General features: G+C 73.4%; 26 protein-coding genes. 6 read left to right on the plus strand and 20 right to left on the minus strand.

The annotated features are described in order from the left end of the window. Window positions 1-160: 160 nt before the first annotated feature. Complete coding sequence (locus ACO06A_RS07635) at window positions 161-862, minus strand: hypothetical protein (RefSeq protein ID WP_421735415.1); 702 nt, start codon at window positions 860-862, stop codon at window positions 161-163. Window positions 863-1,361: 499 nt separating this feature from the next. Here ACO06A_RS07635 and ACO06A_RS07640 point away from each other — a divergent pair, with 499 nt between their 5' ends. Both ACO06A_RS07640 and ACO06A_RS07645 read left to right on the plus strand, forming a co-directional pair. Further along, on the plus strand, window positions 1,362-1,967 hold the full coding sequence (locus ACO06A_RS07640; protein ID WP_421735416.1) for a DUF6318 family protein: 606 nt from the start codon (window positions 1,362-1,364) through the stop codon (window positions 1,965-1,967). Window positions 1,968-2,398: 431 nt separating this feature from the next. Beyond that, complete coding sequence (locus ACO06A_RS07645) at window positions 2,399-2,875, plus strand: hypothetical protein (protein ID WP_421735417.1); 477 nt, start codon at window positions 2,399-2,401, stop codon at window positions 2,873-2,875. 53 nt (window positions 2,876-2,928) lie between these two features. On the opposite strand, the gene ACO06A_RS07650 is transcribed toward ACO06A_RS07645, so the two are convergent. The 3 genes from ACO06A_RS07650 to ACO06A_RS07660 all read right to left on the minus strand — a co-directional run bounded on the left by ACO06A_RS07650 (window position 2,929) and on the right by ACO06A_RS07660 (window position 6,452). Then, window positions 2,929-5,031 carry a cytochrome c oxidase assembly protein gene (locus tag ACO06A_RS07650; RefSeq protein ID WP_421735418.1) on the minus strand — a complete coding sequence of 701 codons (2,103 nt, stop codon included), beginning with the start codon at window positions 5,029-5,031 and terminating at the stop codon, window positions 2,929-2,931. A 46-nt stretch (window positions 5,032-5,077) separates the two neighbouring features. Then, window positions 5,078-5,746 carry a copper resistance CopC family protein gene (locus ACO06A_RS07655; RefSeq protein WP_421735419.1) on the minus strand — a complete coding sequence of 223 codons (669 nt, stop codon included), beginning with the start codon at window positions 5,744-5,746 and terminating at the stop codon, window positions 5,078-5,080. A gap of 61 nt (window positions 5,747-5,807) precedes the next feature. Beyond that, window positions 5,808-6,452: a hypothetical protein gene (locus ACO06A_RS07660; protein ID WP_421735420.1), complete on the minus strand. Its 645-nt coding sequence runs from the start codon at window positions 6,450-6,452 to the stop codon at window positions 5,808-5,810. 141 nt (window positions 6,453-6,593) lie between these two features. Between ACO06A_RS07660 and ACO06A_RS07665 the strand changes: the two genes are divergently transcribed. The 3 genes from ACO06A_RS07665 (at window position 6,594) to ACO06A_RS07675 (ending at window position 9,386) form a co-directional block, all read left to right on the plus strand. Next, window positions 6,594-8,396, plus strand: a complete 1,803-nt coding sequence (locus ACO06A_RS07665; protein ID WP_421735421.1) for an MDR family MFS transporter — start codon at window positions 6,594-6,596, stop codon at window positions 8,394-8,396. 192 nt (window positions 8,397-8,588) lie between these two features. Continuing rightward, window positions 8,589-8,990 (plus strand): ubiquinol-cytochrome c reductase iron-sulfur subunit, encoded by a 402-nt coding sequence (locus ACO06A_RS07670; protein ID WP_421736039.1) that lies wholly within the window; start codon window positions 8,589-8,591, stop codon window positions 8,988-8,990. A gap of 3 nt (window positions 8,991-8,993) precedes the next feature. Beyond that, entirely contained in the window at window positions 8,994-9,386 is a 393-nt protein-coding gene (locus ACO06A_RS07675) for a hypothetical protein (RefSeq protein ID WP_421735422.1), read from the plus strand. Here ACO06A_RS07675 and ACO06A_RS07680 read toward each other — a convergent pair. The 9 genes from ACO06A_RS07680 to hisC form a co-directional block, all read right to left on the minus strand. Then, window positions 9,352-9,990: a hypothetical protein gene (locus ACO06A_RS07680; RefSeq protein ID WP_421735423.1), complete on the minus strand. Its 639-nt coding sequence runs from the start codon at window positions 9,988-9,990 to the stop codon at window positions 9,352-9,354. The two genes, ACO06A_RS07675 and ACO06A_RS07680, sit on opposite strands and share 35 nt — an antisense overlap. Beyond that, on the minus strand, window positions 9,987-10,523 hold the full coding sequence (locus tag ACO06A_RS07685) for an RNA polymerase sigma factor (protein ID WP_421735424.1): 537 nt from the start codon (window positions 10,521-10,523) through the stop codon (window positions 9,987-9,989). Before ACO06A_RS07685 ends, ACO06A_RS07680 begins: the two co-directional genes overlap by 4 nt. Then, window positions 10,520-11,530, minus strand: coding sequence for an amidoligase family protein (locus ACO06A_RS07690; RefSeq protein ID WP_421735425.1), 1,011 nt, complete (start codon window positions 11,528-11,530; stop codon window positions 10,520-10,522). The genes ACO06A_RS07685 and ACO06A_RS07690 overlap by 4 nt, the downstream gene beginning before the upstream one ends. A 24-nt stretch (window positions 11,531-11,554) precedes the next feature. Next, window positions 11,555-12,091, minus strand: coding sequence for a hypothetical protein (locus tag ACO06A_RS07695; RefSeq protein ID WP_421735426.1), 537 nt, complete (start codon window positions 12,089-12,091; stop codon window positions 11,555-11,557). Window positions 12,092-12,168: 77 nt separating this feature from the next. Further along, entirely contained in the window at window positions 12,169-12,816 is a 648-nt protein-coding gene (locus tag ACO06A_RS07700; protein WP_421735427.1) for a hypothetical protein, read from the minus strand. A gap of 28 nt (window positions 12,817-12,844) precedes the next feature. Next, on the minus strand, window positions 12,845-14,287 hold the full coding sequence (locus ACO06A_RS07705; RefSeq protein WP_421735428.1) for a dihydrolipoamide acetyltransferase family protein: 1,443 nt from the start codon (window positions 14,285-14,287) through the stop codon (window positions 12,845-12,847). An 11-nt stretch (window positions 14,288-14,298) separates the two neighbouring features. After that, complete coding sequence (locus ACO06A_RS07710; RefSeq protein WP_421735429.1) at window positions 14,299-15,285, minus strand: alpha-ketoacid dehydrogenase subunit beta; 987 nt, start codon at window positions 15,283-15,285, stop codon at window positions 14,299-14,301. Then, complete coding sequence (gene pdhA, locus ACO06A_RS07715) at window positions 15,282-16,427, minus strand: pyruvate dehydrogenase (acetyl-transferring) E1 component subunit alpha (protein WP_421735430.1); 1,146 nt, start codon at window positions 16,425-16,427, stop codon at window positions 15,282-15,284. The genes ACO06A_RS07710 and pdhA overlap by 4 nt, the downstream gene beginning before the upstream one ends. Window positions 16,428-16,583: 156 nt before the next feature. Further along, window positions 16,584-17,651, minus strand: coding sequence for a histidinol-phosphate transaminase (hisC, locus tag ACO06A_RS07720; RefSeq protein WP_421735431.1), 1,068 nt, complete (start codon window positions 17,649-17,651; stop codon window positions 16,584-16,586). A gap of 101 nt (window positions 17,652-17,752) precedes the next feature. On the opposite strand from hisC, the gene ACO06A_RS07725 reads away from it, so the two are divergent. Beyond that, on the plus strand, window positions 17,753-18,163 hold the full coding sequence (locus ACO06A_RS07725; RefSeq protein WP_175349176.1) for a phage holin family protein: 411 nt from the start codon (window positions 17,753-17,755) through the stop codon (window positions 18,161-18,163). On the opposite strand, the gene ACO06A_RS07730 is transcribed toward ACO06A_RS07725, so the two are convergent. The 7 genes from ACO06A_RS07730 to ACO06A_RS07760 all read right to left on the minus strand — a co-directional run bounded on the left by ACO06A_RS07730 (window position 18,153) and on the right by ACO06A_RS07760 (window position 23,924). Then, entirely contained in the window at window positions 18,153-19,652 is a 1,500-nt protein-coding gene (locus ACO06A_RS07730) for a hypothetical protein (protein WP_421735432.1), read from the minus strand. The two genes, ACO06A_RS07725 and ACO06A_RS07730, sit on opposite strands and share 11 nt — an antisense overlap. Next, window positions 19,649-19,894 carry a hypothetical protein gene (locus tag ACO06A_RS07735; RefSeq protein WP_421735433.1) on the minus strand — a complete coding sequence of 82 codons (246 nt, stop codon included), beginning with the start codon at window positions 19,892-19,894 and terminating at the stop codon, window positions 19,649-19,651. Before ACO06A_RS07735 ends, ACO06A_RS07730 begins: the two co-directional genes overlap by 4 nt. Before the next feature lie 69 nt (window positions 19,895-19,963). Further along, window positions 19,964-20,479 (minus strand): hypothetical protein, encoded by a 516-nt coding sequence (locus tag ACO06A_RS07740; protein ID WP_421735434.1) that lies wholly within the window; start codon window positions 20,477-20,479, stop codon window positions 19,964-19,966. Continuing rightward, window positions 20,476-21,747 (minus strand): DUF58 domain-containing protein, encoded by a 1,272-nt coding sequence (locus tag ACO06A_RS07745; protein WP_421735435.1) that lies wholly within the window; start codon window positions 21,745-21,747, stop codon window positions 20,476-20,478. The genes ACO06A_RS07740 and ACO06A_RS07745 overlap by 4 nt, the downstream gene beginning before the upstream one ends. Then, on the minus strand, window positions 21,744-22,724 hold the full coding sequence (locus ACO06A_RS07750; RefSeq protein WP_421735436.1) for an AAA family ATPase: 981 nt from the start codon (window positions 22,722-22,724) through the stop codon (window positions 21,744-21,746). Before ACO06A_RS07750 ends, ACO06A_RS07745 begins: the two co-directional genes overlap by 4 nt. Further along, entirely contained in the window at window positions 22,717-23,205 is a 489-nt protein-coding gene (locus ACO06A_RS07755) for a hypothetical protein (RefSeq protein ID WP_421735437.1), read from the minus strand. The genes ACO06A_RS07750 and ACO06A_RS07755 overlap by 8 nt, the downstream gene beginning before the upstream one ends. Beyond that, complete coding sequence (locus ACO06A_RS07760; protein ID WP_421735438.1) at window positions 23,202-23,924, minus strand: DUF4129 domain-containing protein; 723 nt, start codon at window positions 23,922-23,924, stop codon at window positions 23,202-23,204. The genes ACO06A_RS07755 and ACO06A_RS07760 overlap by 4 nt, the downstream gene beginning before the upstream one ends. Window positions 23,925-23,990 lie beyond the last annotated feature (66 nt).

The following is a 23,990-nucleotide window of genomic DNA, read 5'->3' on the forward strand; positions in this document are numbered from 1 at the left end:
CGTGAGGCGTCGACCATGTCGTCAAGTTCGCTGTGCGGCCCGATCAGGTGCTCATCAACATGGTCGCCCGGGTCGGCCCGGCGTGGTCGACCCGGCCCGCGTCGTCCTCATCGACGCGTTCCGGCGACGAGCATGTTGTTACGTTCACAAATGGGCCGGATCAGCCGTTCAACGACATGGTCGACGGCCCTTGGGCTGCGCTGTCGCGGGTCAGGGCTGCCCTGACGGTCATGGGGATCACGGTCCGGGATCGTGCGTCGTCGGACGTGAAACGGAGCACCTCGACCCGGCCAGAGGTGATCAGGGCATTCTGGCGAACACGGTCGCGGAGCAACGCCTCCGGCGCCTCGTGGAACTCGCGGCCATCGATCTCAGCGATCAACCACCGTCCGTTGCGCAGGCGCCAGCCGAGGTCGCCGCGCCCGAGCAGCCGACCGTCCTGCGAGCGGATCTCCACCTGGAGCTCGTCCGGCGGAACGCCGGCGTCCACGCAGCGCAGACGCGCGAACGTCTCCAGCGGAGACTCCGCTCGCCCGTCGACGAGCTGCCACCAGCTGGCGGCCATCGCAGACCCGCGCCGTCCGCGTAGGCGCAGGCGGACTCCAGCGAGATCCTCCTTCGAGAGCAAACCGCGATGGAGCACGTCGTCGAGCACCGCGATCGCGTGCGGGCGCGGCAGCTCGGGAAGCGCCTGCACGAGCGCGGAGACCAGATCCACAATCGAGTGCGAGCCGTACCGCGAGGAGGTCGCGCAGTCGAACTGACGGACGCGGACGCCATCTCGCGGCCGGTGCGACCGGCGCCCTCTTATCGCCACCTCCGGCAGGATGTCCAGCGGCAACCCGTTCACCCCGAGCAGCACGAGCGCGCACGGCCCCACCGCGATCGCATCAGGCCCATAAGCGAGCAACCCGATCCACGCTGACCGGCGCCTGCGATGGTTAGCGTCACGCCGCCGGTCCCGCCCGGGAGTTGTGTCGAACACGCCTCGTGTGACTCGCAGCCACTCCCCAGCGCGGACCAGCCAGGCACGTCGGGCAGATCGCACGCCTGCCTCGTCGCACTGGGTCGAGCAGAGCAGCCCTTCCTGACGGAATGCGAGAGCCCGGAGAGACGGCGGAAGCGGCTGTGGTCTGCGCACCGCGACATCGCATCCGATCTCGACGCAGTGGCCCGTGGACCATCGACTCTGGTGGAAAAAGGGCGGCTGAGTCTGCCTGTGGGCGGCTCGCGGGACTGGTGACGGACTGCTGTGATCCGGTCGCGGAGCCATCTTGCCGGGGACGTTCTCGTCATGGGGTTGTCCACAGGTGCGTGGGCGGCCGTGACGGGGAGTGTCCGGTTTCGGTACGTTCGCCCGCATGTCCTGGTGGAGCGGTCGACGCGCACGTGCCCTGATCGCTGTTCCTGTGACTGCCGTGCTGCTCTTGGCCGGCTGTACCGGCGGCGTGCCGAGCGCTACGGAGACGTCCACGCCGCGTGCACAGGCTGATGCCCCAACCGCAGAACCCAGCCATGAAGGGGTAGCGCTCGCCCCTGAACCACCGCTTGCACTGAACGAACCGCCAAGCGTCAGCGGCGCAGTCGACGTGGCCACCTATTTTGTCGAGCTCTACCCGTACCTCTTCGCCACCGGGGACATGATCCAGTGGGAGCTACTCTCCGCGCCCGATTGCGTGTTCTGCCACGACGTGATCGGCGACGCAGACGCGCTTGCGGCGCAGGGTCATACGCGTGAGGGCGGGACCGTCTCCGTCGGTTATGCCGTTGGGGCCGAGATCGGCGAAGCGAGTTCCTACAGTGTCGATCTCACCATGGATGAGGCGCCAGCACGCGTCGTCGACAGCAATGGTGCCGAAGTCGACGCCTGGAGCGTCGCACAGTCGTATCGGACGAGTGTCGTCCTTCTCCACGACGGTGTCGGGTGGTCAATCAGGGCGGTCGAACCGATCCCCGTGAATCCATGACGCCGGTGCGACGGAGCTTGGCGAGCCTCGCGATATGCGTCGCGCTGACGTCCGTACTGCCGGCACCGCAGGGGATGGCAGCGGTCGAGCCCACGTCCGACACTCCTACCTTCGGCTCTCACGCCACCGAATCGGCCCTGGACGTCATCGGAGATCTGTTCCGTCGGGACGAGCGCGTCAGGGGCGCTCCGCCCGCACTCACGCGACCCGTTCTCCGCGAGTACACCCACGCCGAGTTGTGCAACGTGTCTTCCTCGGTGCTCACATCGAACGTCAACGGCATCTGTGCCCCAGCAGACGGCGCTGCGCCCGCCCCAGACTGCGAAACTGGCGACCCGATCCTGCCCCTATGGCGACGGGATCGGGTTACTGAGGCGGCACCGTGGGGGCCATGGACGTTCGCCACAGGGTGGTCGTGTCCAGAGGATGCCGTGCCCACCCTCACCGCGGAGGACTTCCGCCGGCTGCCGATCACCCCGCAGGTCATCCAGATGCAGCCCGACCGCGGCTGGGTGCTGGTCAACAAGGAGACCATCGTCCTGACCGACCCGGCCGAGCAGACGTTCCGCACGGACCTGTTCGGCTACGGCATCGACGTGATCGCCACCCCGACCCAGTACGCGTGGGACTTCGGCGACGACACCAGGGACCTGACCACCGACAGCCCTGGACACCCCTACCCCGGATTCGACGTCTTCCACGTCTACAACGAGCCGGACACCACCGCGATCGTGCTCACCACCACGTGGTCCGGGCGCTACCGCGTCGACGGCGATGACGAGTGGCGCGACGTCGTCGGAACGGCCGAGACGACGAGCACCACGGCGCCCTTCGAGATCGTCGAGAGAAGGTCGCACCTGGTCGCCGAGGACTGCAACCAGAACCCCGACCAAGCCGGCTGCGGCTGACCGAGCACGCGCCGAACACAACGCCGAGCGGACGCCGCGCAGGACCGACGGCGTCAGGTCCTCGGCGGCAGTTCCGGGTGCGCGTCGCGGTCGGCCAGCTGCGCGAGCATCGCGTTGTACTCGTCCATCTCCACGTCGCCGTCGCGGTCCACCTGGCGGTCGCGGCGGCGGGCGGTGCGGTCGTCGTCCCGCGACCAGGCGATCGCGACCCCGATCGCGAGGGCCAGGGTCGGGAGCTCCCCGATGCCCCAGGTGATCGCTCCTCCGGCCTGCTGGTCGGCGATCGCGGACGCGCCCCAGGGGCGGCCCATGAGGCCGAACCAGTCGGCGACCAGCAGCACGTCCCCGGTGACGAGGGTGACTCCGAAGAAGGCGTGGAACACCATCGTCGCGAACAGGAGCAGGAGTCGCTGCGGGTAGGCCAGCCGGCGCGGGCCGGGGTCGATACCGACGAGCGCGTTGACGAACAGGTACCCGGCCGCGGTGAAGTGCACGACCATCGCCAGGTGCCCGACGGGGCTGCGCAGCGACCACTCGAACAGGCCGGAGTAGTAGAAGAGCAGCATCGACCCGATGAAGTTCACGGCGGCGACCACGGGGTGCGCGAGGAAGTGCCCGACGTGGCTGTCGACGATCGTGAGGATCCACTCGCGCGGACCGCGAGAGGCGTCCTCGCGCAGCTGGGTGGACCGCACGGGCAGGGCGCGCAGGGCAAGCGTGATGGGCGCGGAGAGGGCGAGGAACAGGGGGACGACCATCGCGAGCACCATGTGCTGGACCATGTGCGCGCTGAACAGGACGTGCCCGTAGAGCGCAGGTCCGCCGTTGGTGGCCCAGAAGAACAGGACCATGCCGACCGTCCACGACGCGGCGCGCAGCCACGACCAGGTGTCGCCGCGGCGCCGCAGCCGGAGCACCCAGCGCCAGTAGACGACCAGTCCGGCGACGGCCGCGGACGCGAAGACCAGGTCCCAGCGCCACTCGGTGAGCCAGCGCAGAGCGGATGGCTCCGGCGGCAGCGGGTGCCCGGTGAGCTGGTAGGCCGGGGACTGGTCGAGCGGCGGCTCCTCGGACACCGGCGGCGCGGTCGCCCCCAGCGCGACGGCCACCCCGGACACGGCCCCCATGACGGTGAGCTCGACGAGCACGAGGCGCCAGAACAGCCAGTCGCTGGTGCGCGCCGCGAGCCGGGGCAGGACGGACCGCCGGTGCGCGAGACCGAGCAGCCCGAGCACGCCGAACAGGGCCACCTTGGTCAGCAGGAGCAGGCCGTACGAGCTGGTCAGGTCGGACCACCCGCTGGTGCGCAACAGGCCGTTGACCAGCCCCGACACCGCCACGGCGGCGAAGCACCAGCCGGCGATGGCCGAGTACCGCGCGACCGACGCGGGCAGGTCGGTGCCGACCCGCCGGACCAGCAGGGCCAGCGCCGCGAGCGCCCCGATCCACAGGGCCGCGCCCACCAGGTGCACCACCATCGACGACGTCGCGATGTCGTGCCCCGAGGCCCCCGCGGCGTGCCCGAGCTGCGCCTGCTGCCAGAGCGCGACCAGCACGATCGCCGCGGTCCAGGCCGCGCCGGTGGGGGTCGCGACGACGAGCGCGAGGGCGGTGACCACGGCGGCGACCGTCGTGATGAGCAGGAGCGTGCGCCCGAGGTCGATCTGCGTGACGAACACGCCCAGCTCGGCGCCGAACGTGGCGGAGTCCAGGCTCCGGCCGGCGACGCTGGCGTACGTGAGGACGAGGTGCGCGATCGACAGGAGCGTCCACACGCCGGCGGCGAACCCGGCCAGGACCGTGCTGCGCGGGTACGCCCGCCCGTCCGCGGTGCCGACGCCGGCCCGGGCGGTGCGGGTCGATGCCACGGCCGCGCGGCGGGGCAGCACGCACACGGCGAGCACGAGGGCGCCGAGCGTCACCGACCCGGCGAGCTCGGTGAGCGCCTCGGTGGCGGGCAGGCCCCAGCGGACCGCCGCGCCCGGGTCGCGCAGCAGCGCGGGGAGGGCCGCGCCGGAGAACGCGACGCCCAGCAGCGCGGCCGCGACGGCCGCGACCACGAGGGCGAGGACGCGCCACGGGCTCGGCGGCCGACGCTCGTCGACCCCCGGCCTGCCGGCGCCCGCGCGGCCGGCGCTCGTCACCGGCGCAGTCATCTCACCAGCGTAGGTCGCGCTGCGCGCCCGTCGAACATGCCGTCGGTCACGGCGTCGAGCCCTCCGACCCCCCGGTCGCCGGGGGTGCGGGCCGCCTGCGCACCAGCAGCAACGCGACCACGCCGCCGGCCGCGACGAGCGCGGCGACGACGCCGACGAGCACCGGTCCAGTGACGCGACCCGCCAGCTCGGTGGCTGGCGGGGAGGTGGGCGAGGCCGACGGTGTCGGCGTCACCTCGGCCGAGGTGCTGGGCGACGGTGTCGGCGTCGACGTCGGCGACGCCGTCATCGTCGGTGCGGGCGTCGCCACCCCGTACGACGTGGCGCCCGCGGCGGTGAACCGGAACTGGTCCTCGACGGGGTGCCCGTCCGCGGCCGTGACCCGGTACAGGACCGTGTACTCGCCGGCCGGGAGCTCGCCGGTGACCGCCTGGGAGACGGTGTTGTCGACGAGCACCGGCGGCCCGATGTTCACCATCGTCTCGTCGGGGGTGTGCACCATGATCGTCGTCCCGAGGGCCAGCACGGGCTCGCTGAAGGTCAGCGTGATGATCTCCGGCACCACGGGGACGGTCGAGCCGACGGCCGGGTCGGTGCTCTGGAGCACGGTGTGCGCCTGCGCGGCGGAGGCGCCGAGCACCACCGCCGAGAGGGCGAGGGCGAGGCCGAGGATCCCGGCAAGGGTGGCGGTGCGGACAGGGCGGAGCGAGGGCATGACGGATCCTTGGGACGAGGGGTGAGGGCGTGCGCGGGCGGGCGGCCCCCCCGACGACCGATCAGCGCGGAGGGACCACGGGCGACTGCCAGGCGGGGGGACCGCGCAGGGGCACGGCGTCGCGCCACCAGGCGTACCCGGACCAGGGCACGTCGACGGGCGTCGGCAACGTCGCCCGCGGGACGACGACGACGGTCGCCTCCGAGCCGACCAGGGGCGCCAGCCACGCGGCGATCCCCCACAGCGCCCGGTCGGCGCCGGCGAGGACCAGCGCAGCCACGACGGCCGCTGCGACGTGCAGGACGAGCACGGCCGAGGCGCCGAGCAGCGGCGGCGCGAGCGTCCGCTCGACAGCCGAGCACGCCGCCAGCGGCTCCATCGCCATGCCCGCGTGGTGCACGTGCCCGAACAGCGCCGCCTGGCCGTCCGGACCCGGCACGCAGGCCATCGTGGTGAACAGGCTGAACGACGAGTGGATGGCGAGCTGGCCCACACCGAGGAGCGCGAGCGCACCGACCGTGCCGACGCGTCGCGCGGTGAGCACGACGGCGGCCGCGAGCGTGACGGCGGTCAGGGCGACCAGCACGACGGTCGGCGGCAGCGCCCCGCCCGCCAGCACGTGCGCCAGCGACGCCAGCGCGACGGTGACGGCGGCGACCACCCCGGCGCGCACGAGGCGCAACGGTCCGGTCGCGGGCGCAGGCATCCGGACACGGTAGCGGCCGGCGCACCGCGCGTCCGCAGCTGCGAAGCGATTACGGGCGACCGGGAACACATCTCGGGTGGCCGGTTGTTGCGACACGTCGCAGGATGGTTGTCCTGCGCAATCAATCCGCGAGAAGGTCCGATGTCGCAGCAGAGCACCGCCCCGACCGACGCCGCCCCGGCCACCTTCACGCCGCCGACGCACCGCGAGATCCTCACGATCCTCGGCGGGCTGATGCTCGGCATGTTCCTGGCCGCGCTCGACCAGACCATCGTCGCCACGTCCATCCGGACGATCGGCGACGACCTGCACGGACTGTCGCTCCAGGCGTGGGTCACCACCGCGTACCTGCTGACCGCCACGATCTCGACCCCGCTGTACGGCAAGCTCTCCGACATCTACGGCCGCAAGCCGCTGTACATGATCTCCATCTCGATCTTCGTCGTCGGCTCGCTGCTGTCGGGCACGGCCGACTCGATGTACCAGCTGGCCGTCTACCGCGGCGTGCAGGGTCTCGGCGCCGGCGGGCTCATGGCGCTGGCCATCACGATCCTCGGTGACCTCGTCGCCCCCCGGGAGCGCGCGCGCTACCAGGCGTACTTCCTTGCGGTGTTCGGCACGTCGTCGGTGCTCGGGCCGGTGGTCGGTGGGTTCTTCGCGGGCGCCGAGACGATCCTCGGGGTGGAGGGGTGGCGCTGGGTCTTCCTGATCAACGTGCCCATCGGGATCGTCGCGATCCTCGTCATCTCGCGGGTGCTGCACCTGCCGCCGCTGAAGCGCGTCGACCACCGCATCGACTACCCGGGCGCGCTGGCCCTGGTGGTGGCGCTCGTCCCGCTGCTGGTCGTGGCCGAGCAGGGACGCATCTGGGGCTGGGACTCCACCCGGTCGATCGCCTGCTACGTGATCGGCGTGTTCGGGGTGGTCGCGTTCATCCTCGCCGAGCGGTACGCCAAGGCGGACGCGATCCTCCCGCTCTACCTGTTCCGCAACCGCACCTTCTCGGTCGGCGCGGGCGCCAACACGGTCATCGGCCTGGGCATGTTCGGCGGCCTGGCGACGCTCCCGCTCTACCTCCAGATCGTGAAGGGCCAGACGCCCACCGAGGCCGGCCTGACGCTCATCCCGTTCACGCTCGGCATCATGACCGGCTCGATCGTCGCCGGTCAGACCACGTCGCGGACCGGCCGCTACAAGCTCTTCCCGGTGGCCGGCACCATCCTCATGGGTGTCGGCGCGCTGCTGTTCTCGAGGCTCGAGGCCGGCACCGGCCTGCCGTTCGTGTTCGCGGTGTCGATCATCTTCGGGCTCGGGCTCGGCTTCACGATGCAGCCGCTGGTGCTGGCCGTGCAGAACGCGGTCCCGGTGCGGGACATGGGCGTCGCCACGTCGTCGTCCCTGTTCTTCCGGCAGATGGGCGGCACGCTGGGCACCGCCGTGTTCCTGTCGGTGCTCTTCTCGACCGTGGGCGGCAACATCGCGTCGGCGTTCCGCACCGCCTCGGCGACCCCCGAGTTCCAGGCGGCCGTCGCCGACCCCGCGGTGCAGGCGGACCCGGCGAACGCCCCCGTGCTGGAGATGCTCCAGGGCGGCTCGGGCACGGTCCCGTCGCTGGACGACTCGTCGTTCATCAACAACCTCGACCCGCGCCTGGCGCAGCCGTTCCTCGACGGCTTCGCACAGTCGGTGGACACCGTCCTGCTGCTGGCCGCGATCATCATGGCGTTCGGCGTGATCCTCACGGTCCTGCTCCCCGAGCTGCCGCTGCGCAACGTGTCCGGCATCCAGGGCCGGTTCGACGAGGCCGCCGCGGCCGAGGCCACGGTCGAGCCGCCCGCCCAGGCCGCTGCGGCCGCGACCGCGGTCGGTGGGGTCGCGGGGATCGTCGCGGACGAGGCCGCCGTCGAGCGCGTGCACGCGGAGGGTTCCCACCGGACCGAGTGAACTGGTCTCCTGATCGGTGAACCTGGACGGCCCCGGCACCGTGACACTGGGTGATGGTCCCGAGCACGTCCCGACACGGAGGTGGAGATGTCCCGGTCGACGAAGGAACTTCCCGCAGCAACGCTCGACACGCACACGTGTGACGGTTGTCTGGAACGTCGGGAGGTGCTCGTCCGGGCAGGCCTCGTGACCATGGGTGTCGCCGCGGCGGGCGTCCTGGCCGCCTGCGGCGGCGGGACGGACACCCCGTCGGCAGGCTCGTCCGGTGGGTCGTCGGGTGGGTCGTCCGCGGCGGCCGGGGGCGCCCTGGCGCAGGTCTCCGACATCCCGGTGGGCGGGGCGATCTCCGCGACCGACGCCGACGGGAAGCCGATCTTCCTGGTGCAGCCAGAGGCCGGCACGGTCGTCGGGCTGTCGGCCGTCTGCACGCACCAGGGGTGCACGGTCGCCGTCGACGGCGAGGAGCTGGCGTGCCCCTGCCACGGGTCGGTCTTCGACCTGACGGGAGCCAACGTCTCCGGGCCGGCGGACAAGCCCCTGCCGGCGTTCGACGTGCACGTGAGCGACGGTGCCGTCCTCGCGGGGAAGGCCTGAGCCATGGTCCTGCGAGTGCTCGTCGCGATCTGCGTCGCGGTGTCGGCCGTCGTCCACCTCTACCTGTGGCAGGACGGCATGAAGTCCGTCGACGTCGTCGGTCCGGCGTTCCTGCTCAACGGGGTCGGCGGCCTGGTGATCGCCGTCCTGGTGATCGTCTGGCGGCACTGGCTCCCGCTGCTCGGTGCGGTGGGGTTCGGCGTCGCGACCCTGACGGCGTTCCTCATCTCGACGACGTCCAGCGGGTTCTTCGGGGTGCACGAGCAGTGGGTCGGCGTCCCGGTGTGGCTGTCGGCCATCTCGGAGGTCGGCGCGATCGTGCTCGGCGTCGCGGCGCTCGTCGTGGAACGTCGGAGTGCGGTCAGTCCAGCGGGAGCTGCTCTCCGTCGAGGATGAGCCGGCCCGCGCGCGCCTTCGTCTCGAACGGGTCGGTGTGCCACAGTGCGCTGAGCGTCTCGACGTCCTCGACGGTGTAGCCGGCCGACCAGAAGGCATCCACCTCGTGCTGCACCGGGCCGAGCTCGACCCGGCCCGGTGCCACGGGGGGCGTGCCGCCGTCCAGGAGCAGCTGGCCGGCGCGCGCCTTCGTCTCGGTGGTGTCGGTGTGCCACAGCTCCTCGAGCGCGGTGACGTCCTCGGGCGTGTACCCGGCAGCCCAGAAGGCCTCGTACTGCTCTCGGGTGTAGCCCGCCGGCATCGCCGACCAGTCGATCCCCACCGACTGCACGACGTCCTCGAACCGGCGTGCGGCGTCCGAGTACGGGTTGGCCGCTGCGGCTGCACCCGCCCCGGCGACGGCCAGCGCGGACGTGACGACGCCTGCCGCCACCAGCTTGCCGCCGCGGCGCCGCAGCGTGGTCACCGTGGCCTCCGGCGGGTGCGCCAGCTCGGCCCGCAGGCGCCCTGCCACCACCTCCGGGTCGGGCTGGAGGTGTTCGCGCGAGCGCAGCGCCCGGGTGATCCGGGTGATCAGCTCGTCGTCGTGCGGGTGCTCGCTCATCGCTTCTCCGTTCGTGTCGAGGTGTCGGTGTCACGCAGGGTCGCCAGCGCCCGTGAGGCGTGGGAGCGGACCGTGGCCGGCGAGGTGCCCAGGACCTGGGAGATCTCCACGTCGCTGAGGCCCTCGTAGTACCGCAGCACCAGCACCGCGCGCTGCCGGGGCGGCAACGCCTCGAGCCGCCGCCACATCGCGTCCTGGTGGACGACGTCGTCGGCGTGGTCGCCGTGCGAGTCGGCGTGGGCGGCGAGAACCTCGTCCGTGGCCGGCCTGATGGTCCGCACGTGCCAGCGCCGACGCCAGGACAGGTGCTCGTTGGTGACCATCCGCCGCAGGTAGAGGTCGGGGCGCTCCAGCAGGGCGATCCGGGTCCAGCGCACGTGGGCGCGCAGGAGCACCTCCTGCACGAGGTCCGCGGCGGTGTGCCCGTCGCCGGTCAGGACGGTCGCGTACCGCAGCAGCCCGGCCAGGTGGACGCGCACGAGGTCGTCCAGTGCCGGCTCCACCACCGGGATCGCCGCGCTGTCGACGCTCACAGGTACGCCCCCACCGGGTCGTCCAGCGTCAGCGGCTGCGGGTCGAGGCATCGGGCCAGCAGGGCCTCCACGAGGGCCGCGCGCCGGACGATCGAGGATCCGTCCAGGTCGCCGGGCAGGATGCGCACCTCCACCGTGTCGCGCAGCGGGCGGTCGGTGACGAGCTGGGTGAGGTTCACGTCGGCGTACTTGGTCAACCCGGTGGACCGCGCCGCCGCGACGGTGAAGCCGGGCTGCTCGACGAGGTCCAGCAGCGCGTCGGGCAGCGGCGCGAGCCGTCGGCAGGCGGGGTTGGTGCCCAGGGCGGCCCAGAGCTCCTCGCGCCAGTGGCCGAACAGCCGGACGAGGTTGGCGAACGCCTCCGGCCGGCGGAACGGTGCCCCGTCCACGTGCAGGTGCACCGCGGCCTCCTGCGGGACCGTGAAGCCGAGCTCCCTTGCCGGAGCGAGCAGCCGCTCCAGCGCGACGGCGTGGTCGGCGGACAGCGGCGGCGTGATGATCTCGCACGGTCGCTCGCGGCCCGCGGGCAGCGGCATCGCCACGGCGACGGTGGCACCGCGGGAGTCGTCGACGCGCACAGCCGAGCCGACGACCTCGGCCCGCACCCCGAACAGCTCGGCCACCGGGTCCAGCACCGTGCGCAGGGGCGCGTCCGGGTCGGCGTGCCGCTCGATCAGGCGCAGCAGCCGGGCGTCGTCGCACAGGACCCGGTACCAGCCCCGGTGCCCGGAACGTCCGGGCACCGGGACCAGGTCGGCCTCGAGGGTGATGTCGTCGACGAGCCGCGCCACGGGACGACCGTCGGCGTCGACCACGTCGAACGCCGGCGACAGGTGCCGGAAGACGCCCACACCGGGAACGACCGACGGCTCGGAGTCGGTGTGGAAGGACCGCCGCACCCGGCCACCGCAGCGCGCGGCGAGCTCGTCGGCCAGCACCTGCCGGTCGGAGCCGGCGGGCGCCAGCAGCTCGATCTCGAACCCGGTCCGCAGCGTCAGCTCGTCCACAACGTCTCCTCGCACGGGTCGGGGTCAGGAGGTCGCGGGGGTACCGCTCGGGGCCACGGGAGGAGTCTGCCCGTCCAGGATCATCTGCCCCGCACGCGCCTTGGTCTCGCCGAACTCGCTGTGCCACAGCTCCGCGAGCGCCTCGACGTCCTCACCGGTGTACCCGGCGCCGAACAGCGCATCGAGCTGGGCGCCGGTGATCTCGACCGTGGGCGACGACTCGCCGCCACCGGGCGCCACCGGCACGGGCTGCCCGTCGAGGAGCAGCTGGCCGGCCCGCGCCTTGGTCTCGGTGGTGTCCAGGTTCCACAGCGCGCCGAGCTCCTCGACGTTCTCGGGCGTGTACCCGGCGCCCCAGAAGGCCTCGTACTGCTCCGGCGTGTACCCGTCGGGCATCGTCGACCAGTCGACACCGGCCGACTGGAGGATCTCGGTGACCGACCGCGACAGGGCGGACGTGGGCGCGGCCGCCGTCGCGACGCCGGTGCCGGCGACGCAGAGGCCGACGGCGACGGCTCCGACGGCCACGAAGCGTCGGGTGCGGATGGTGCTGGGGTTCATGGAGTCCTCCGGGAGCTGCGTGCGGATGGGCTTACCCCCCTAGAACGCGGCTCGACGCCCAGGTGTGCAGTCCGGGGCTACGCGCCGTCGAGCAGCCTGCGCTCGTAGGCGGCCACCACCTGTGCGGAGGTCCAGCCCTCGGTGCCGACGGCCTGGTCGCGGCCCACGTACGGGCCGCGGCCCCGCTCGGCGCCGAGCCAGCACGCCTCGTCGAGGAACACCGCCCGCGCCTGCGCGAACGACCGCGACGAGAACAGGGTGCTGGTGGCGCCGGCGTCCCGGTAGCCGACGACGAATCGCTCCGCGTCGCCGGCGAACGTGATGCACTCCGCACCGGCCGGTGCGCCGAGCGCGAAGTCGACCCCCTCGACCAGCCCGTTGTCGAGGGCGTCGTCGCGCAGGTCGACCAGGTCGGGCGCCGTGACGCTCTCCACCGCCTCGGACGGTCCGGGAGCCGACCGGACGGCGTCGGCCACCTTCACCAGGATCCGGAACCGCCGCAGGTCCCGCACGGTCAGGGGGACGAGGTTGGTGTCGAGGAACCGCACGCCGTCGCCGTCGACCTCGTCGAGCCGGACCAGCCCGTCGACCACGAGCGGGCTGGTCGTGTCGACCCGGTAGCGGTGCGCGACCGGGCCCAGCGGGGTGCGCACCAGCACGTCACCGCGCTCGTAGCCGACCCGGTGGAGCTCGAGGTCGTCGTGCGCGGTGAGGGTGCGGGTCATCCCGCGAGTGTCACACGGCGGGCGCGGCTCAGCCCCACACGAGCCCGTGGGACGGGTCGTGCAGGACACGCGCGACGTCGGCCAGCACCTGCGACCCGAGCGCCCCGTCCACCAGCCGGTGGTCGACGCTCAGGGCCAGCTGCGTGACGTGACGGATCTTGATCTTGCCCTTGTGCACCCACGGCTGCTCGCGGATGGCGCCGAACGCGAGGATCGCGGCCTCACCCGGGTTGAGGATCGGCGTGCCCGTGTCGATGCCGAACACCCCGACGTTGGTGATCGTGATGGTGCCGTCGGACATGTCGGCGGGCGTCGCCTTCCCCGACCGGGCGGTCGCGGTGAGCTCGGCCAGCGCGGTGGCCAGCTCCTTGAGCCCCAGGCGGTGCGCGTCTTTGATGTTCGGGACCACCAGGCCGCGCGGGGTCGATGCCGCGATGCCGAGGTTGATGTAGTGCTTGTAGACGATCTCCTGCGACGCGTCGTCCCAGCTGGCGTTGACGTCCGGGTGCCGGCGCACCGCGAGCATGAGGGCCTTCGCGGCGATCAGCAACGGGGTCACGCGGACGTCGGAGAACTCCCGGTCGGCGCGCAGGCGCTCGACCAGCTTCATGGTCTTGGTGACGTCGATGGTGTGGAAGACCGTCACGTGCGGGGCGGTGAACGCGCTGGTCACCATGGCCTCGGCGGTCCGCTTGCGCACCGACTTCACCGGGACGCGCGTCTGGCGGCCGTCGGAGGAGACCGTGCCGCTGGCCAGCCAGGGCGCGTCGTCGCCGGGGTAGGTGGCCAGCGTCCGCGCCTCGGCCTGGGCCGCGCGGCCGAGCACGTCCTCGCGGGTGACGATGCCGCCCGGGCCGGTCGGCGAGACCGAGTCCAGGTCCACCCCGAGCTCGCGCGCGAGCTTGCGGACGGGCGGCTTGGCCAGCGCGTGCCGGGTGGCCTCGCGCTGCGAGGGGGTGGCGGCCGCCGGCGTCCCGTCGGGGGTCCGGTCCCGCCGGGTGGTGCTGGTCTCGGCCAACCCGTAGCCGACGAGCACGGCCTCGCGGGCGGGCTCGGGCTCCTTCTCGGGGGCGCGCGGCGGACGTGCCGCCTCGATCTCGTCGGACCCGCCCGGCTCGACCCCCAGGTGCCGAGTGCCGCCACCGCGGTGCCCGTGCTCGATCGCGCCACCCTTCGGCGCGGCCGCCACCGGCGCGGGCGTCTCCTCGACCGGTGCCGCACCCGTCGGGTCGGTGTCGACCTCGATGATCGGCGTCCCGACGTCCACGGTCTGCCCCGGCTCGACCATCAGGCGGGTGACGACGCCCGCCCACGGGCTCGGCAGGTCGACCAGCGACTTGGCGGTCTCGATCTCGACGATCGTCTGGTTGACCTCGACCGTGTCGCCGACCGCCACGTGCCACGCGACGATCTCGGCCTCGGTCAGACCCTCGCCCGCGTCAGGGAGCGGGAACTGCTGGTACGTCGGCACGGGGTGTCTCCTCAGAAGGCCAGCGAGCGGTCGACCGCGTCGAGGACGCGGTCGAGCCCGGGCAGGTAGTCGTGCTCGATCTTGGCCACCGGGTAGGGCGTGTGGAAACCGCCGACCCGCAGCACGGGGGCCTCCAGGTGGTAGAAGCACTCCTCGGTGATCCGCGCGGCCACCTCGGCGCCGGTGCCGTAGAGCACCGGGGCCTCGTGCACGACGACGCAGCGGCCGGTCCTTCTGACCGACGCCGCGACCGTCGCGGTGTCCAGCGGGGACAGGGTGCGCAGGTCGACGACCTCGACGCTCGTGCCCTCGGCGGCGGCGGTCTCGGCGGCCTTCAGCGCGGTCTGCACGGTCGGGCCGTAGGCGACGAGCGTGAGGTCCGTGCCCTCGCGCAGCACCTTGGCCGTGTCGAGCGCGGGGTGCGGGGCGTCCACCGCGGCGTCGAGGTCGACGTCGCCCTTCTCCCAGTAGCGGCCCTTGGGCTCGAAGAACAGCACGGGGTCCGGCGACGCGATCGCCTGCTGGATCATCGCGAACGCCTCGGCCGGGCTGGACGGGCTGACCACGCGCAGGCCGGCCGTGTGCGCGAACAGCGCCTCGGGCGACTCGCTGTGGTGCTCGACCGCGCCGATGCCGCCGCCGTACGGCACGCGGATGACGACGGGCAGGGTCAGCCGGCCCTTCGACCGGTAGTGCATCTTGGCCAGCTGCGTCGTGATCTGGTCGAACGCCGGGAAGATGAACCCGTCGAACTGGATCTCGCACACGGGCCGGTACCCGCGCAGGGCCAGGCCGATCGCGGTCCCGACGATGCCCGACTCGGCGAGCGGGGTGTCGACGACGCGCTCCTGCCCGAAGTCCTTCTGGAGTCCGTCGGTCACCCGGAACACCCCGCCGAGCGCGCCGATGTCCTCGCCCATGAGGAGCACCTTGGGGCTCTGCTCGAGCGCCTTGCGCAGGCCGAGGTTGATCGCCTTGGCGAAGGTCAACGTGGTCATCGGTGACTCCCCTCACGGCTCTGACCGGCATCCAGGAACGAGGCTTCATAGGCCTCGAACCACTGGCGCTCGGACTCGACGACCGCGTGCGGCGTCGCGTACACGTGCTCGAACATCGAGGCGGCCGACGGGCGGCCCATGCCCCGCACCGCGGTCCGGATGCGCTCGCCGAGCGCGTCGCCCTCGGCGGCCAGCCCGTCGAGGAAGTCCTGCGGCAGCTCGCCGCGGTCCTCCAGGTGAAGCCGGAGCCGGTCGATGGGGTCGCGCTGACGCCAGTACTCCTCCTCGGCGGCCGACCGGTACTTGCTCGGGTCGTCGGAGGTGGTGTGCGCGCCCATCCGGTACGTGAAGGCCTCGATGAACGTCGGCCCGCCGCCGGACCGCGCCCGCTCCAGCGCCTCGGCGGTGACCGCGTAGGTGGCGAGGACGTCGTTGCCGTCCACCCGGACGCTCGGGATGCCGAAGCCGGGGCCGCGGTCGGCCAGCGGCACGCGGGACTGCCGGCTGGTGGGCTCCGAGATGGCCCACTGGTTGTTCTGGCAGAAGAAGACGACCGGGGCGTTGTTCACCGCGGCGAACACGAGCGCCTCGTTCACGTCGCCCTGCGAGGTGGACCCGTCGCCGAAGTACGTGACGACCGCCGAGTCCCGCGCCGGGTCGCCCGTGCCGACCGCCCCGTCGCGCTGGAGGCCCATCGCGTAGCCGGTGGCGTGCAGCGTGTGCGATCCGATGACCAGCGTGTACAGGTGGAACCCGTACGCCGTCGGGTCCCAGCCGCCGTGGTCGATGCCGCGGAACAGCCGCAGCACCTCCGCCAGGTCGACGCCGCGCGTGTAGGCGACCCCGTGCTCGCGGTAGCTGGGGAACACCTGGTCCTGCGGCAGGAGCGCGCGGCCGGAGCCGACCTGCGCGGCCTCCTGGCCGAGGCACTGGGCGTACAGGGCCAGCTCGCCCTGGCGCTGGAGGGACGTCGACTCGTTGTCGAACCGGCGCACCAGCACCATGTCGCGGTACAGCCCGCGCAGGGCGTCGGCGTCGAGGTGCGCGACGCGGGGGTCGTAGTCGGGGTGAGCCGTGCGGTGACCTGCGGGGGTCAGCAGCTGCACGAGGCCGTCGTCGGTCAGCGGGCCGTTCGGGACCACGCGGTTCTCCTTCGCGGGTGCTGCGGCGGGGGCCGCGCCGGGATCAGTCTCGAAACCTACGTCAGCGTAGGCTACGGCACCGTAGGTAGCGCGCGAAGGACCCCGACAAGCCTCGGCGCACGCCCTTGTGGACTGTCTACACCTCACCCGGCACGCTCAGCGAGCGAGCCACTCCGCGGTGATCTCGAGCAGCAGGTCGGTGGCCTCGGGCTCCCCCACGCTCACCCGGACGCCGTCGCCCTGGAACGGCCGGACGAGCACGCCGGCGCGGCCGGACCGCTCCGCGAACGCCGAGGACTGGTCGCCGAGCGGCAGCCACACGAAGTTCGCCTGGCTGTCCGGCACGGTCCAGCCCTGCTTCCGCAGACCGGCGAGCAGGCGAGAGCGCTCGACGACGATCGCGTCCACCCTGGTCATCAGCTCGGCCGTCGCGCGCAGCGACGCCAGCGCCGCCAGCTGGCCGACGTGCGAGACCCCGAACGGCGTCGACGCCGCCCGGATCCCCGCCGCCAGCCGCGGGCGCGCGACCGCATAGCCCACCCGCAGACCGGCCAGCCCGAACGCCTTGGAGAACGTGCGGAGCAGCACCACGTTGGGGTGGTCGGCGAACACGGCCAGGCCGTCGGGCGCGTCGGCGTCGCGGACGAACTCGACGTAGGCCTCGTCCAGCACCACCAGCACGTCCTTGCGGACGGCGGCCAGGAACGTGGCCAGCTCGTCGGCGTGCACCGCGGGGCCGGTCGGGTTGTTGGGCGTGCAGACCAGCACCGCCTTGGTGCGCGGGGTGATCGCCGCCGCCATCGCCTCGAGGTCCAGCCGGCCGTCGTCGCGCACCGGCACGTGCACCCCGACGCCGCCGGCCAGCGTGATGGCGATCGGGTACGCCTCGAAGGAGCGCCACGGGACCACGACCTCGTCGCCCGGCTCGCACACCGCGGTGAGCACGTGGCCCAGCACCGCGACCGAGCCGCAGCCCGCGACGATGTTCTCCGGGGCCACCCGCAGCGACGCCGCGATGGCCCCGGTCAGCTCCGTGGCGTACATGTCCGGGTACCGGTTGACGTCCTCGGCCGCGTCGGAGATGGCCAGGATCACCGAGGGCAGCGGCGGGTACGGGTTCTCGTTGGACGACAGCTTGTACGCGGCCGCACCGACGGGGACGCGCGCCCCCGGGACGTACGGCGGCAGGTCGGACAGTGCCTGGCGGAGGGGGACGCGGGTCACGGGCACAGCATGCCACCGCCCACCTAGGACCCCGGCGACCACAGAACGCGACTCCCGTGGTTCTCGACCACGCCCCTGCCTGCGGTGGCAGGATCGACCGCATGGCCTTCCTCGTCCGCGTCCTCATCAACGCCGTCGCCCTCTGGTTCGCGACGCTGATCCTGCCGGGGCTCCACATCGTCGGCGGCGACAGCAACTGGGAGACCCTCGGGATCATCCTGCTCATCGCGCTGGTCTTCGGTCTGGTCAACGCGATCGTCAAGCCGATCGTCGCGTTCATCTCGATCCCGCTGTACATCCTCACGCTCGGCCTGTTCACCATCATCGTGAACGCGCTCATGCTCATGCTCACCGCGTGGATCACCGAGGCGACCAGCTGGGGTCTGCGGATCGACAACTTCGGCACCGCCTGCTGGGGCGCGATCATCGTCTCGATCGTCAGCCTCGTCCTCTCGGTCCTGATCCCCGGCGACCGCACGCGGAGCTCGTCGTCGACCGAGGTCAGCTACTAGGCCGCACCGTCGGCGGCTGCGCGGCGACGAGCGCCGGGTCCCGCGTCGCCTGGAACTGCCGGGTCACTCCGGTGGTGCCGGGCGGACCGAGCACGTCCGCGACGGCGGCGTCGAACGCCCGCATGCCCGGGCTGCCCGCCAGCTCACGGTCGGCGACGTCCGCGGTCTCGACGTACCGCGCGATCGCGTGCGCCCCCACCGGGTCGGACACCGGCGGGCCGCCCGTCACGTCCAGGTCGCGCGTCACCACCGTCACCCGGCCGACAGTCGTGTCCGGCGTCCCGTCGAGCTGGGGGACGGCGTCGCCCGTGTGCCGGTAGTGCCGGACCTCCACGCCGGCGGGTGCAGACCGGGCCAGGTCCGGGCTGCCCGCCGTGACGACGGCGCGCACGGTGTACGTGCTCCCGACGGCCGCGGCGACCGACACGGCGGCCATCCCGCCCAGGCTGTGCCCCGCGAGCATCACCGGCTCGTCGGCCCCGATCCCCGCGCGCCGCATCGAGTCCAGCACCGCGTCCGTCACGTCGTCCGACAGCGCGGCGAGCAGCCGCAGGTCGGTGGTCGCGTCCAACGGCGTCAGGTCGTTCGGCAGCCAGCTCTCCGTGCCCGGGATCTCGATGATCCAGGCGCGCGTGCCGTCGGGGTGCGTGAGCTGCTGCACCGAGATGACGCCCGTGGGGGTGCCCGCCAGACCGGTCTCCGTGCCGCCCTGGTAGCTCCTGCCCACGTTGGCCAGCACTCCCGCGGTCGTCCGTGGCACGGGCAGCTGGGGCGGGTGCGCCCGCACCACGAGAGCCGTGGGACCGGCCGGCGGCAGCAGACCGGACAGGAGCCCGGCGGCGTCCTGCACGGGCCGGAGCGTGGGGATCTGCCGCCCCGGCGCCGCCGAGCGCACGAATGAGCCGACCGCGAGGATGGCCAGCTCCGCGCGGCCGTCGGCCGTGAGCATCCCCGGAATCTCACGCGCCGGCGGGCCCAGGCGCCGCGCGAGCCAGGGGAGCACCGGGTCGGGCCGGCGCAGGAGCACGGAGCGCCCGACGCCGCCCGCGACCACGCTGCCGACCGCGGCCACCCCGAGCACGACGCCGGCGGCACCGAGGAGGCCCACGACGACCGGATGCTCGCCGAGCTGCGAGGCCGCGGTGACGACACCCACCCGCAGGGCCCGGTGCGCCATCGACTCGGCCTCCGTGTAGACCTCGACCACGCGTCGCAGCGCGGCGGCCAGGTCCCGCAGGTGGTCGGCGACCCGACCCGGGGAGTCGGGCCCCTCCCGAGCATCGGCCAGCGCGCGCCGCGCCTCGCCACCGACCGGGGTCACGGAGCACCCCAGCGATGCCTGACCGAGGGCCCATGCCGCTGCGTCGAGCCGGTCCGCGGCGCCCTCCAGCAGCCGGCACGCGAAGGTGAGCTCGTCGAGGTCGGCGACGGTCGGCCCGGGGCCGCCGAGAACGCGGTACCCGGTGGCCCAGTCGGTCGGCGCGCTCACTGGTACCACGCCGGGGCGAGCGACGTCGCCTCCAGGTCGCTCGCCGCGACCGGCTGCACGGTCCGCTCGATCACCGTGCGCACCCGCGCGACGCACACCGTGGCCTCCTCCACGGCGATGCGGAACCGGTCGGCGGCGTCGGAGCACCACTCGGTCTGTGCGGCGCCGCGCAGCGCGTGGGTCGCGGCCTCGACGTCGTCCAGGGCCCGGAGCACGAGGGGAAGTCCGTCGTCACGGTGCATGCGCAGGACGCTACGAAGCCCGGCGGATCCGTGGACCCGACCTGTGCGTGCGCGGGGGCTGTGGGCGGATCAGGCGTTCGGTCGCGGAAGCATCACCGCGGCGAGCGTGAGGGCGGCCACCAGGGCCGCCGCGCGCCAGAGGTCGCTCTCCGAGACGCCGACCAGCAGCATCGCCACCACGGCCAGCAGCTGGGCGCCCACCTGCACGACCGCCACCTCACGCAGCCCGCGCACGAGGACGGCGACCTCGACCCTCGTCCGCCAGGACGTCCGCGCGCAGACCGCCCCCGCCCACAGGGTCAGGTGCACCAGCAGGACGAGGACCATCACCACGGCGAGCGCGGGCGGGTCGCCGACGAGCAGCCGCGTCCCGGCGACGAGCACCACGAGCGCGGCCAGACCGAGCCCCGGGACGAGCACGGCGGCCCCGACCAGGGCGACGAAGCCGACGTCGAGCACCGCGGGCGGGCGCGGACCGGTGCCGGCGAACGCCACCGCCAGCGTGGCCGCCGACAGGAGCGCCAGGGACGCGCGCAGCGCCCACGCGGGCACCGGTCGGTCCAGCTCCAGCGTGACCTCGCTCATCGTGACGCCCCCGCCCGCCGCTGCGCCCGGCGAGCCAGCGACGCGAGTGCGATGTGCGGCTGGTCGCGCCACGTGACCAGCTCGACGTCGAGGTCCACCAGCTCGGCCAGCCGGTCCTCGCGAGCCATCCGGATCAGCCGCATCGCCAACCGTTCGCGCTCCCCCAGCTGGCGTTCGCGCAGGGTGGGCAGCACGTCGACCGCGATCACGCGGTGCCCGGCACGCCGCCAGACGGAGGCCACCAGGGCGGCCTCGTCGTCGAGGAACGTGGAGAAGAGCAGGACCAGCGCGCCCGACGGGATCTGTGGGGCGCGCAGCCGCCGCAGCGGGTCGCCCTCCGGCCGGGTCAGGGCCAGCGCGTGCCGGATGCGGTCCAGCTGCCGGCGCCCACCGCCGGGCGGGAGCGGTCGGCGGAGCGCGCCGAGGTCGTCGAGCCCGACGCGGTCGCCCAGGTCGAGGAACCCCTGCGCCGCGGACGTCGCCGCCTGCCGGGCCAGGTCCAGGGACGTCGGGTCCTCCGCCTTCGCCGGGGTCGAGCCGCGCCAGGTCATCGGGTCGGGCCCGACGTCGTCGCGCGAGTCCACGACGAGCACGACGACCGCCTCCGCGAGCGCGTGCTCCCGCCGGACGTAGAGCTCGTGCAGGTCGGGGGCGCGGCGGGCGGTGACGCGCCAGTCGATCCTCCGCAGCCGGTCGCCGGGGGAGAACGGGTGCACGTCGCGCAGCCCGCCGCCCTCGCCGGGTCGTCGGGACTCGTGGGCGCCGGTGAGCCCGCGCAGCCGTGGGGGCAGCGGCAGGTCGCCGAGCGGTCGCGGGGCGGGCAGCACGAGGGCGGACCGCGACGCGGCCGGGCTGGGCTCCGACACGCTGGCCGCGCCGGGTCCGACGCCCTGCACGTCGACGAACGCCACCTCCTGCGGGCCGGTCCGGACCGTGCGCACCACGAGCGGGAGCCGCCGCGAGCGGTCGACCCGCACCCACGCCTCGGCGAGGACACGCACGCCCCTGCGCACCCCGACGAGCACGTCCGTGGGCGCGGTGGTCACGATGTCGGCGCGCAGGCTCCCGGCGGCGGGCGGCTCGTCCGACGCCTCCAGCCGCACGGTCGGGTCCGTCGAGGGCCGGCGACGCCAGTCCCACACCCCCGCCACCAGCGGTGCCGCGCCGAGCACCGCGACGTCCGGTCGGCCGGCCAGCGCCCCGACGGCGACCAGCGCGAGGCCGACGACGACCCCGGCGGCAGTCGCCCGCGAGCGTTCCCAGATCATCCGCGTCGCGCCGTCGTCGGCCCCGCCACCCGCGTCAGCACGTCCGCCACGACCTTCTGCGGCGCCGTGCCGGTGGCCCACGCCTGCGGGGTCAGGGAGAGGCGGTGCGCCAGCGCGGGGACGGCGACCGCCTTGACGTCCTCGGGGGTGACGAAGTCCCGGCCGCTCAGCACGGCGAGCGAGCGCGCGACGAGCACCAGCGCCTGCGAGCCGCGCGGCGAGGCACCCACCTCGACGGCGTCGTGCGTGCGGGTGGCCGCCGCGAGGTCGACGCAGTACCGCAGGATGTCGCCGTCGACCGTGACCTCCTCGACGCCCGCCTGCATCGCGCGCAGCGTGGCGGCGTCGACCACGGTCCGCACCGAGCCCATCTCCTGCCGCCGCGCGAGCCGTCGCGACAGCACGTCGACCTCGGCGTCGCGCTCCGGGTAGCCGACCGCCACGCGGACCATGAACCGGTCGAGCTGCGCCTCCGGCAGGGGGTAGGTGCCCTCGTACTCCACCGGGTTGGACGTCGCGACCACGTGGAACGGGTCCGGCAGCGGGTACGTCTCCCCGTCGACCGTCACCTGCCGTTCGGCCATCGCCTCCAGCAGCGCCGACTGCGTCTTCGGGGCGGTCCGGTTGATCTCGTCGGCCAGGAGCAGGCCCGCGAAGACCGGCCCGGGACGGAACAGGAACGACGCCGTCGCCGGGTCGAAGACGCTGGACCCGGTGATGTCCGACGGCAGCAGGTCGGGCGTGCACTGCACCCGCCGGAACGCGAGCCCGAGCGCGGTGGCCAGGCTCCGGGCCGCCAGCGTCTTGCCGAGGCCGGGCACGTCCTCGAACAGCACGTGGCCGCCGCCGAGGATGGCCGCGAGCGCGACCTTCAGGGGCTCGCGCATGCCGACGACGAGCGTCGCGACCTCGTCGAGGACCGCGCTCCCGCGGTCTGCGACCTGCGCGACGGTCAGGGCGGTGGGCTGCTCAGTCATCGGCGGGGGCTCCATCGTCGTTCGGGGTGGCACGCCTCGGTCCGAGGCGGTCGAGCACGTCGAGGGTGTACTTCACGTCGGCGACCGTCGGCAGCGGCGCAGCGGTGCGGGTCAGGGTGCGGACGGCGCGGGTGCCCAGCAGGGCCTCGGTCTCGGGATCGTCGACCGTCAGCCCGTGCCGCGCGAGCCGGCTCCTGGCCACCTCACGCAGCCGCCGCAGCACGCGCTCACCGATCCGCCCGTCGCGCCCGACCATCGCCCACGCCAGGTCCTGCACCTCGCCGCGCGCACCGTGCCGGCGGTCCAGCCGGTCGCGGGTCCACCCCGGATCCGGGGTGCCGTCCAGGCGCGTGAGCAGCAGCACCCCGGCCGCGACCATGAGGCCGAGCAGCGCGGACGTCTGCACGATCAGCCCGGCCGCCCACGCCGCGACGAAGCCGGCGCCGAAGCCGGCGAGCGGGCGCCAGTCCCACCACCTCATGCGTCCTCCTCGGCCCGTCGCCCGAGATCGTCGGCGATCGCGGCCAGGCTCTCCCTGGCGCGCGCGACGTCCCCCGCGGTGAGCACGTGCTCGGAGTACCGCGCCGCCAGGTACAGCTGCAAGAGCGCACGCGTCGCGTCCGGGTCCGCCCGCGTGGCGTCGAGCACCTCGACCGTGAACTCCGTCGCCGTCTGCGCGCGGTCGCGCACCAGCCCGCTGCGCTCCGCCGACGCCTCCAGCGCGACCCAGGCCGCGATCACCGCGTCACCGGGCGGCACCTCGTCCTCGAGCACCTGCGCGGCCCGCCGGACGCCCTCCCGCAGCGCGGGCGTCGCGCCGTCCAGCACGTCACCCACCAGCGCGATGTCCGGCACGGCGGAGTCCACCTCGTGCGGCGCACGCCGCTCCCGCAGCGCCCGGATCCGCCGGACCAGCATGGCGACCCCGATCACCAGCAGCGCCCCGATCACCGCGATGACCAGCAGGTAGATCCAGCGCTGGGCCTCCATCGACATCCGCTCGCCGTCGAGGGGTGTCTCCGAGGGCATCGGGGTGGGGATGTTGGTCGCGAGCACCGGCGGAGGGAGCGTGAAGGGCGCACCGCCCGCGTTGCGCTGGCCGAGCCGGAACGGACCCGCCAGAGCCGCGCCGATGACCGCCACCACCACGAACGCGCCGACCAGCAGGACCGCGCTGGGCCTGCGGGTCTGCGGTGCCACGGGGCTCCTCGTCGTCGGGAACCGACGGGACGCGTCGGTGCGCCCAGGCTACTGACCAGGACGACA

Source organism: Cellulomonas sp. (assembly GCF_965229465.1).
Lineage (GTDB): Bacteria > Actinomycetota > Actinomycetes > Actinomycetales > Cellulomonadaceae > Cellulomonas.